At 66.2% G+C, this 7,301-nt stretch carries 8 protein-coding genes; 1 reads left to right on the top strand and 7 read right to left on the bottom strand.

Annotated features, from left to right (window positions below; genetic code table 11):
• Both secA and K9L28_11200 read right to left on the bottom strand, forming a co-directional pair.
• On the bottom strand, positions 1 to 1,539 hold a 1,539-nt coding region (secA, locus tag K9L28_11205), incomplete at its 3' end, for a preprotein translocase subunit SecA (protein ID MCF7936897.1).
• Between the two features lie 161 nt (positions 1,540 to 1,700).
• Positions 1,701 to 3,098 carry a tryptophanase gene (locus K9L28_11200; GenBank protein MCF7936896.1) on the bottom strand — a complete coding sequence of 466 codons (1,398 nt, stop codon included), beginning with the start codon at positions 3,096 to 3,098 and terminating at the stop codon, positions 1,701 to 1,703.
• A 157-nt stretch (positions 3,099 to 3,255) separates the two neighbouring features.
• Between K9L28_11200 and K9L28_11195 the strand changes: the two genes are divergently transcribed.
• Positions 3,256 to 4,413 (top strand): MFS transporter, encoded by a 1,158-nt coding sequence (locus tag K9L28_11195; GenBank protein ID MCF7936895.1) that lies wholly within the window; start codon positions 3,256 to 3,258, stop codon positions 4,411 to 4,413.
• Between the two features lies 1 nt (position 4,414).
• Here the strand turns inward: K9L28_11195 and pgsA are convergent, their stop codons facing one another.
• From pgsA to K9L28_11170, 5 genes are all read right to left on the bottom strand, one after another.
• Complete coding sequence (pgsA, locus tag K9L28_11190) at positions 4,415 to 5,002, bottom strand: CDP-diacylglycerol--glycerol-3-phosphate 3-phosphatidyltransferase (protein ID MCF7936894.1); 588 nt, start codon at positions 5,000 to 5,002, stop codon at positions 4,415 to 4,417.
• Positions 5,003 to 5,057: 55 nt separating this feature from the next.
• Positions 5,058 to 5,519, bottom strand: a complete 462-nt coding sequence (gene nrdR, locus K9L28_11185; GenBank protein MCF7936893.1) for a transcriptional regulator NrdR — start codon at positions 5,517 to 5,519, stop codon at positions 5,058 to 5,060.
• A 98-nt stretch (positions 5,520 to 5,617) separates the two neighbouring features.
• A complete protein-coding gene (gene rpsU / locus K9L28_11180; GenBank protein ID MCF7936892.1) occupies positions 5,618 to 5,800 on the bottom strand; it encodes a 30S ribosomal protein S21 in 183 nt (60 codons plus the stop codon).
• A 31-nt stretch (positions 5,801 to 5,831) separates the two neighbouring features.
• The gene (locus tag K9L28_11175) at positions 5,832 to 6,170 is read right to left on the bottom strand and encodes a histidine triad nucleotide-binding protein (protein MCF7936891.1); all 339 of its coding nucleotides are present in this window, start codon (positions 6,168 to 6,170) and stop codon (positions 5,832 to 5,834) included.
• A 10-nt stretch (positions 6,171 to 6,180) separates the two neighbouring features.
• The gene (locus tag K9L28_11170; GenBank protein MCF7936890.1) at positions 6,181 to 7,251 is read right to left on the bottom strand and encodes a J domain-containing protein; all 1,071 of its coding nucleotides are present in this window, start codon (positions 7,249 to 7,251) and stop codon (positions 6,181 to 6,183) included.
• Between the last annotated feature and the right edge of the window lie 50 nt (positions 7,252 to 7,301).

The raw sequence follows: 7,301 nt of genomic DNA, 5'->3' as shown, positions 1-7,301 counted from the left end.
CTTCCTGGCGGCCTCCTCGTCGGCCAGGGCCTCGGGGCTGCCGCCGAGCACGATGTCCGTCCCGCGGCCCGCCATGTTCGTGGCCACTGTCACGGCGCCTTCGCGGCCCGCCTGCGCGACGATGGCCGCCTCCTTCTCGTGGTACTTGGCGTTGAGCACCTCGTGGGGGATCCTCCTGGCCTTCAGCAGCTTGCTGATCAGCTCGGAGGTCTCGATGGACGTGGTCCCCACCAGCACCGGCTGTCCCCGGCCGTGGGCCTCGGCCACCTCGTCGGCCACGCTCTGGAACTTCTCCCGCTTGGTACGGAAGATCACGTCGGCGTGGTCCTCCCGGATCATGGGCATGTTGGTGGGGATGATCACCACAGGCAGGTTGTAGATCTCCGTGAACTCCTCTTCCTCCGTAGCGGCCGTCCCGGTCATGCCGGCGAGCTTCCTGTACATGCGGAAGTAGTTCTGGAGGGTGACGGTGGCGTAGGTCTGGTTCTCCTTGCCCACCTGGACCTTCTCCTTGGCTTCGATGGCCTGATGCAGTCCGTCGGAGAAGCGCCGGCCCTCCATGAGCCGGCCGGTGAACTCGTCGACGATCACCACCTCGCCATCTTTGACCACGTAGTGCACGTCCCGCTGGAAGAGGTGCTGGGCCTTCAGGGCCTGGACGATCCGGTGGCCCATCTCCGACTGGTGCAGCTCGGTGAAGAGCTCCTTCACCTGCAGCACCTGCTCGCAGCGGGCGATGCCCTCCTCGGTGAGGGCGATGTTCCGCTCCTTCTCGTCCATCTCGAAGTGCTTGTCCTTCCGGAGCTGGCTCGCCACCCGGTTGGCCTTGATGTAGGGCTCCGGCGAGTCCTCGGAGGGACCGGAGATGATCAGCGGCGTCCGCGCCTCGTCGATGAGGATGGAGTCCACCTCGTCGACGATGGCGTAGGCGTGCCCCCGCTGCACCAGCTGCGAGGGGTGCGCCGCCATGTTGTCCCGGAGGTAGTCGAAGCCGAACTCCGAGTTGGTACCGTAGGTGATGTCGGCCCCGTAGGCCTCCTGCCGCTGCTCGGGAGCCATGAAGGGCTCCAGAAAGCCCACCGAAAGGCCCAGAAAGCGGTAGATGGGGCCCATCCACCGGGCGTCGCGCTTGGCCAGGTAGTCGTTCACCGTCACCAGATGCACACCCTCGCCGGCGAGGCCGTTCAGGACCACGGCGAGGGTCGCCGCCAGCGTCTTTCCTTCGCCGGTTTTCATCTCGGCGATCCGTCCCTCGTGGAGGGCCATTCCGCCGATGAGCTGCACATCGAAATGGCGCATGCCCACCGTTCGCTTCGCCACCTCCCGGACGGCGGCGAAGACCTCGTCCAGCAGCTCGTCCACGCTTTCGCCGTCGGCGAGGCGCTCCTTGAATGCCGGACCCCGCGCCGCCAGCTCGGCGTCGCTGAGGCCCGCCACCGTCTCCTCCAGCGCGTTGATACGTTCCACCCGCGATCTGTACCGCTTGAGCGCCTTGGCGTTGGGGTCGAACCCCAGGGCGCGTTTGACTGTCTGCAGCATCTGCGTTCACCTCGATAACGAATCGGCCGTCTTGTCCAGCCGGTACTGTATTATATGCCCCGGAGGAAGAGAGCGTCAAAAAATCAGACCGGGGCACCGACGGCCCCGGTCATGGTCTGCCTTCCGTCTCCCGCGTCCCGAGCTGCGCTCCGCACCGCGCCTCAGGCGAGCGACGCCGGACGGAGATGGGCGAGGAAGTGCTTCAGCCCCTCCACAGGCGGCTCGTAGTCGATCTCCAGACCGTACTGGATCGAACTCCTCCGGTTGTAGACATTGACAATCTGCCGGGCCACATACTCCATATGGCTGTTGGTGTAGGTCCGCCTGTTGATCGCCAGACGGTAGAGCTCCAGCCGGGGAAGGCACATCTCCCCGGTCTCCCTGTCTCTGGTCCCGAAGGCCAGCGCGCCGAGCCCGATCCCCCGGATCGCCCCCTCGCGGTAGACCTCCACGGAGAGCACGTCGGCGGGGTACATCTCCCGGGGGATATGGGAGAGGAAGGCCGCCGCGTCGATGAAGACGGCGTGTCCTCCGGCGGGTTTGACGTGGGGGACGCCGCCTTCATCCAGCAGTCCGCTGAGGTAGCGCACCTGGGCGACACGGTGGGCCATGTAGTGTTCGTCGGTCATCTCCCGCAGCCCCACCGCCAGGGCCTCCAGATCCCGCCCGGCGAGCCCGCCGTAGGTGGCGAAGCCTTCAAAGAGGATCACCCGCGGGACCAGCTTGTAGTACATCTCCTCGGTGCGGCAGCAGATCATGCCGCCGATGTTCACCAGGGGGTCCTTCTTGCAGGAGACGGTGATGGCATCGGCGGTGTCCATGGTCAGCCGGAGGAGCTCCGCCACGGAATAGTCCCCGCAGCCCTCCTCGCGCATCTTGATGAAGTAGGCGTTTTCCGCCATGCGGGCGGCGTCCAGGAAGAGGGGGATGCCGTGCCGTGCGGCCACGGTGGCTACGGCCCGGAGGTTCTCCAGGCTCACCGGCTGGCCGCCGCCGGAGTTGTTGGTGAGCGTCACCATGATGAAGGGGATCCGCTCTCTGCCGTAGTCGGCCACGGTCTGCTCCAGCCTGGCGATATCCACGTTGCCCTTGAAGGGATGCTCCGACGCGGGCTCGTAGGCCTCGTCGATCACGCACTCCACCGGCGTGGCCCCCCGGTTGAAGATGTGGGCCCGGGTGGTGTCGAAGGGCATGTTGAAGGGGATGATGTCGCCCTCGTTCACCAGACTGCCGAAGACCACGTTCTCGGCGGCACGTCCTTGGTGCGTGGGGATCACCTGGGGGAAGCCCAGGACGGACCGGACGGCCTCTTTCAGATGGGCGAAGCTGTCGGCGCCGGCGTAGGCCTCGTCGCCCATGAGGAGCGCAGCCCACTGGTACTTGCTCATGGCTCCCGTTCCGGAGTCGGTCAGCAGATCGATATAGACATCCTTCGACTGCAGACCGAACATGTTGAACCGGGCCGCCGCGAGGGCCTCCTCGCGCTCCTCGCTGTCCGGTACCTGCACCGGTTCGACCATTCGGATCCGGAAGGGCTCCGGCTGGATATGTTCCACCATCACACGACCTCCTCAAGCTTCTGGTCTTTGGGCTCTGCTGGAGGCTCGTCTCGGGCATATCTGCTGCACTCTTCTTGTGGTAGTATAGCACGATGTCCGCCGGCGTTCCGCCGGCGGTTCCGTCTGTTTCCGCCGTTTCGCGATGGAGGTGGTGGCGTTGTTCGGCTGGAATGCTCTGCCCCGGGAATCCCGGAGATGTTTTATCGCCTCGCTGTTCAGCTACAGCTGTCTGGGGCTCTTTTTCCTCTATCCGCTGGTGCTCTCCATGCGGGGCATGACCCCCGTGAAGATCGGGATCGCCTGGACCCTCTTCGAGGTGGCGCTGCTGGGAACCCGCCCCTGGTCGAACCACTTCATCCACCGCCACGGCACGCGGACCAGCCTGGTGGCGGGCAACGCCCTCCTGGTGGGCGGGACCCTCCTCCTGGTGGCCACCTATCTCTATCCGCTGATCATCCTGGGACGCTGTCTGCAGGGCGTCGGGTGGGGCATCATCGTCCTGGCCAACGCCCTCCATCAGGCGCGGGCCCTGCCGCCGGAGATTCGGGGCCGGGGCTTCGGCATCGCGGGGCTCGCCCCGCTGCTTCCCCAGATCGTCGTGATGCCGGTGGGGGAGCTTCTGATCCTCGCCGGACACGCCAGAGCAACCATGCTGATCGCCCTGGCCGGCGCCGTGGTGGCCGTCTTCCTCACCAGCCGGCTGGCCGCCTTCACCGACGCCGAAGACGAACGGGTGTCCATGTGGACGGCCATCAGGGAGACCCATCTGAGCGGTCCCCTGGCGGGGGTTCTGCTCTCCGGGGCGCTCTTCGCCTGCAGCGTCGCCCCCATACGGCCCTTTATCGCCAACGCCGCCCAGGAGTGGGGCACCCTGGCCAGCGCCTTCCTCTGGACCAGCTCCCTGGCGGCAGTGGGGGTGCGCCTCTTTCTGGCCGACATCGTGGACCGGCTGGGGGCCAGACTGCTGCTGCCCTCCTTCGGCGCCCTGATGGCCGGGATCATCGTGGCCACCTGGGGGGCGTCCACCCCGGCGTTTCTCGTCGGCGGACTGGTCAACGGCGTCGGCATGGGGATCTCCTACCCGCTGCTCTACACCCTGCTCAGCCGGGAGACCCACGCCAGCCGCACCACGGTGACCTTCACCCTCTTCACCGCCGCCATGGATGTGGTCTGGCTCACCGCCCCCTTTACGGTCACGGCGCTGGCGGCCTTCTGGAGCTTCGGCTGGATCCTCCGCGGCATCGGTCTCGCCGCCGGGATCCTGGTGGTGCTCTTCCAGCTCTTCTTCTGGGGAAAGCTGACAGGGAGGAAATAGGTCAGTCGGTCTGGGAGAGGAGATCCCGGCCTTTCATCAGGTAGTCCATCCCGGAGGCCACCGTCAAAAGGAGCGCCACCAGCATGGCGGCCCAGCCGCCGGGCAGGTTGAGGATCATCAGCGAGATGGCCACGATCTGGCTGACCGTCTTGGCCTTCCCCCACAGGGAGGCGGCGATGACGGTCCCCTCCGCGGCGGCCACCATCCGCAACCCCGTGACGATGAACTCCCGGGAGAGGATGACCACCACGATCCAGGCGGGAAGACGCTGGAGCTCCACCAGCGAGACCAGGGCGGCCACGATGAGGATCTTGTCGGCCAGGGGGTCGATGAACTTGCCCAGGTTGGTGACGATGCCGTGCTTGCGGGCGATGTAGCCGTCGGCGGTGTCGGTGAGCGCCGCCAGGATGAAGACGATGCCGGCCAGCAGGTCTCCGTAGCTGACGACGACCCCCAGCGGGGCCAGGACCGTCACCGGCATATTGATGCGCAGGGTGAGAAAGACCATCACCAGGGGGGCCAGAAAGACCCTGAGCAGACTCAGCGCATTGGGGAGATTGAGTGCCTTCGTGGTCACGGACCTTCCCATCCTTCCGTCGCAGGGGTCCCCGCCTCTCCGGCGGATTGCCGGAAGACAGAGGGGGTCATGTCTTCTCCTCCAGGAGTTTGCCGATCTCCCGGGTGAAGCCGTGCAGGTCGGCGAACTCCCTGTACACGGAAGCAAAGCGGACATAGGCCACCTTGTCAAGCCTGCGCAGCTCCTCCATGGCCCGTTCGCCGATCTCCGTGCTGGCCACCTCGCCGAGCCCCTCCCGCTGGAACTGGTGTTCGATGCGGGAGGCCGCCTCCTCGATCATCTCCACCGAGACGGGACGCTTCTCGCAGGCCCTGCCGAAACCGCGGACCAGCTTCCCGCGGCTGAAGGACTCCCGTCTCCCGTCCTTTTTCACCACCAGAAGCAGCGGCCGTTCCTCCACCCGTTCGTAGGTGGTGAAGCGTACCCCGCAGTGCGCGCAGAGGCGACGTCGCCGGATGGCCCGTCCCTCCTCGGCGGTGCGCGTTTCCACCACCCGCGTCTCGGGGGATCCACAGCTGGGACAACGCATGGGCACCAACGCTCCCCAAGGTTTTCTGTCACAATATAACGGGAGCGGGGATGGACACCGCCACCCCCGCTGTCTCGCCACATTATCTGTACGGTCTCCTACCGCTTCTTCCGGGCGTTCCTGGAAGCGGCGGCCTTCTTGCGCTTTTTCATCTCGCTGGGCTTCTCGTAGTGCTCGTGGCGCCGCGCCTCTTTCAAGACCCCGACTTTCTGAACCCGGCGTTTAAAACGCCTCAGTGCGTCATCGATGGATTCATTGTCTCTTCGTCGAATCTGGGTCAACCTGGTTCCCCCCTTTCTTTTTCGTCAGCTCTTATCCTGGGGGCCAACTGAAGGGTCGACCCGACAACAGATGGACGTGCAGGTGGTGCACCGTCTGACAGGCCTCGCGACCGCAGTTCACGACGATCCTGTACCCTCGGCGCTCCATACCCATCTCACGCGCCACCCGAACCACTGCATCCATCAACGTTCCCCAGAGGGTGGGGTCCTCCACCTCCGCCGCAGAGGCCACATGCTGCCGGGGGATCACCAGGACATGCTCGGGCGCCTGTGGGGCGAGATCCCGAAAGGCTACCACGTTGTCGTCCTGATACACGATGTCCGCCTCTGCTTCACCGGATGCGATCTGGCAAAACATACAACGACTCAAGGGGCATTGCTCACTCCCTTCGGGTGCCGTTTGTATTGTACCTGGTGGCGCCCCGGGAGACAAGCGACGAAGCCAGGGTTCGGACGGCAATATCCTGATGTTCGGCGGCCAGCCGTCGCAGGGACCCCGCGAGAATGGGCGGGCACTCCCTGTTCCGCAGCAGGTGCAGAAGGGGCACCAGCACCTCCTTCTCCGGGGACTGCAGCAGCGGGCGGAGGATGTGCAGCCCGGGGAGGGGGCTGTCCCGCTCCCACAGGGAGATCGCCTTCCCCCGCACGTCGGGTGAGGGGTGGTCCAGCAGCGGCTCCAGGAGATCCGCCCGCCGGCGTAGCATCCGGATCCAGCCGAGATAGCGGAAGGCGCATCCTGTTTCCATTCGCGCGCCGTGGACCGCCAGTGCCCTGGCGATCACCCTGCGGACCGAGGCCTGGGGGTTCCGGGCCAGCAGGAGGAGCAGCTCCTCCTCCTCGGGCGCCCGCAGGGTGAGCAGGTCGGCCACCCCCTCCACGACCTTCTTGTCGTCCAGATACTCCACCAGGGTCCCCAGCGCCAGCAGACGCACCCGCGGATGCTTGCTCCGCAGACGGTGGAGCGCCGCCTCCCGCACCATCTGTTCCCGCGCCCGCTCCGCTTCATCCAGAGCAAGGAGCAGATTCAGCCGTCGCTTCGCCTCCTCCAGCGTGGCGGTGACAGCAATCCGGCGCTGCTTTTCCCGTTCCCGGGAGCGCCGCTCCACCGCCTCCCGGTCCCGCCGCTTTCGCGCCGATCGCTCCCGCCTCCGGCGGAGCCAGCGCACGAAGGGCTCCGCGGCGCCCTTCCAGAAGTGCCGCGGGGGTTTCTCCTCCGAGACATCGCCCTGCCGGCCGGGCCGCCGGGTTCCGCCCACCCCCTGATGCTCGTGGTCCAGCTCCTTCCGGAGAGCCACATAGGCCGCGGCGATCTCCTGGAAACGCCGCGACGAACCGGGGCCGGCCACATCGGGATGGCAGGTCCGGGCGAGTCGCCGGAAGGCGGCCCGCACCTCGTCCATTGTGGCGCCCTGTTCCAGACCGAGCGTCCGTAGCTGGCTCTCGAGATTCATCGTCGCACCGCACCTTCAAGACGTTCCGTCATCTCCCCGAGGAGACGCAG

The organism is Synergistales bacterium (genome assembly GCA_021736445.1).
Classification (GTDB): Bacteria; Synergistota; Synergistia; order Synergistales; family Aminiphilaceae; genus JAIPGA01.
The sequence above is the reverse complement of the archived record's forward strand: the minus strand, read 5'-3'. Positions and strand labels throughout refer to the sequence as shown.